The 2392-nt window shown below is 51.5% G+C and carries 3 protein-coding genes; 1 reads left to right on the top strand and 2 read right to left on the bottom strand.

Translation table 11 applies throughout. The annotated features are described in order from the left end of the window. Together V6D20_11075 and V6D20_11070 are read right to left on the bottom strand one after the other, a co-directional pair. Window positions 1–363, bottom strand: a 363-nt coding sequence (locus V6D20_11075; GenBank protein HEY9816324.1) for an HD domain-containing protein, incomplete at its 3' end; no start/stop codon positions are given. A 24-nt stretch (window positions 364–387) separates the two neighbouring features. Further along, a complete protein-coding gene (locus V6D20_11070; GenBank protein ID HEY9816323.1) occupies window positions 388–1374 on the bottom strand; it encodes a WYL domain-containing protein in 987 nt (328 codons plus the stop codon). Between the two features lie 443 nt (window positions 1375–1817). Between V6D20_11070 and V6D20_11065 the strand changes: the two genes are divergently transcribed. Next, window positions 1818–2392: filamentous hemagglutinin N-terminal domain-containing protein (locus V6D20_11065; protein ID HEY9816322.1), on the top strand; the 575-nt coding region annotated here is incomplete at its 3' end.

The following is a 2392-nucleotide window of genomic DNA, read 5'->3' as shown; positions in this document are numbered from 1 at the left end:
CATTGTCTTGGCTGTAACCAGTCCGTGAGGCGTTTTTGTATCTGGAAGCTTTGTCCACAAATCATAAAAATGCTCACCTACCAAAGCTTTTCCGACCTCACTCACCTGGAACTGAAACGCTGGGCTAATCTTGCCTAAGTCATGACATCCCGCCAGAAAACCACAGCACTTCACCAGCGATTCACCTGTCAGTCCTAGCCCACGTTCAAGGGTGGCGATCGCCACAGAACTGAGGTAACTCTCTACAATCTTCATCGCTACTGCCGCCGTATCTGCTAAGTGGCAAATCACTGGATGATACTTGGGTTGTCCATTACCTAGGAATTCTCCACGACCTGTCTTGGCCCAAAATCTTTCTTGCATTTCTATGTAACCTCTGGATAAATATTAAACTTGCTGTGAAGGCATTTCCCCGTATTGCTGTTGCATGCCATTGATTTCATCCCTAACCAACTGCACCAACTCCGGTGGCTTTTGGGCGATCGCTCCCTTGCCATAGCCCAATACCCAACGCTTCACATCATTGAGCCCACCCACCACCATATTCAGCGTCACCGCTCCATCAGGATGCTCCGTGAGAGTTTGGGTTGGATGCCAACGCCGCTCTCGAATATAGGGAGCTGTCTTAGCATCAAACCAAATTTGAACCTGAGTTGGCGTTCCTCCCACCTCATGCTGAAATATGGAGGATAGATATTGCTTTGCATCAAACGTTGGATCCTTTTCAAAAGTTGTATCCAACAGGTTTAACCCTAGAATGCGATCGACCCGAAACCACAAAATCTGCTGACGTTTGTGACAATAGCCAATAACATAGGGATTCGTCCCCCGATAAACATGGAGTAAATAGGGATCAAATCTCCGCTCAGACTGTGCATTGCGGCTAGCAGTGTAATAGGTCATCTGCACCTGCTTAAAATGCTGACAGGCTGTTTCAAGCTGATGCCAGATCAATGGATCAAGGTTAATTTCAGCTCCAGACCTAAAGATGATGCGTTCATCCGCAATTATCTGTAAATCAACCCACGATTCCTCCGGCAACCGTTCTGCTAGTCGGGCGATCGCAGACTGCAGGTCTTGGGCATAGGCAGACCCAGCATAGGCTTCCAGCATCCTGGCTCCTAAGGTCAGAGCAAACAGTTCACCTTTGCTGAGGGAAATACTCGGCAATCGCCATGTTGGATCGTTATAGTAGTAGCCTTGTTTACGGTTCCACTCTAAGGGCGCATGAAAGCGATCGCGCAAAAAGTGTAAATCACTTCGAACTGTACGTTCTGTGACCTCTAGGATTTCTCCCAAAGACGTTGCTGTGGGGCGATCGCCTGCACGAATCAGCGCATCTAAGTTGAGTAAGCGTTCCAAACGTCGAGACATTGAAGCAATAAGATCTTGGGGTGAATACTCTAAGCCTAAGCAAATAACCCGGAAAAATTACTTCCGACTTCAGGAGCTTGAGTTTTTCTTACGATCTATTGTCGGCCAGAGCAATAGAGGACTAGCGATCGCCCTCTCGTCTCCATAGGGCTGCGGCAAAGAATCTAGACTGACTTATATTGAGGTCAGGTATCCGGATTTCACCAAGATTCAGAACTTATACGGTTGGACGAGGGGCGATCGCCCTTCATCCTAGAGTGACCCAGCCGTCTGAGGTTTGTGGCCCGCCCATGGGGTTGCGAAACAAAATAGGCTTAATTGAGTCTCGGGGACTAAGTTCAGTGCAACACTAAGAGACAGGTTATAGGCTGGCGTTGGCTTGGCATGTGGGGTCACAGCCGTTGCCGAACCCATAGAGTAGGGCGCGATGAAGGACAGGGTGCATGAACAACGGGATGACTGGGATAGCCGTTGCCGTGACAGCGGTGATTGGCTGGGCGATGCCTGTAAATGCACAGGTAACGCCGGATGGTACAACTACGCAGGTCCTTCAGGAGGGCGATCGCGTCCTGATTCGTGGCGGGCAGCAATCGCGGGATGGGGCAAACCTGTTCCATAGTTTTGACGAGTTTGGTCTAGATGCCGGACAGCGGGCCACCTTTCGCACCCAGGCCACGGTGCAGAATATCCTGGGGCGCGTGGTGGGTGGTGATGTATCGGTGGTGGATGGCTTGCTGCGGGTGAGTGGTAGTTCGGCGAATCTGTGGCTGATCAATCCGGCAGGGGTCATCTTTGGCCCCAATGCCCGTCTGGATGTGGGCGGATCCTTTACGGCAACAACGGCGACGAGTCTGGAGTTTGGCGATCGCTGGTGGACGAGCACAGGACTAGACTATGCCAATTTAGTGGGGACGCCGACGGCCCTAGCCTTTACGGGGGAAGCCGCAACGCTGATCAATGCAGGACGGCTAGCGGTGCCAGCGGGGGAGAGCCTGATGCTGGCCGGGGGCGTGGTGAT

The organism is Candidatus Obscuribacterales bacterium (genome assembly GCA_036703605.1).
Taxonomy (GTDB): domain Bacteria; phylum Cyanobacteriota; class Cyanobacteriia; order RECH01; family RECH01; genus RECH01.
The sequence above is the reverse complement of the archived record's forward strand: the minus strand, read 5'-3'. Positions and strand labels throughout refer to the sequence as shown.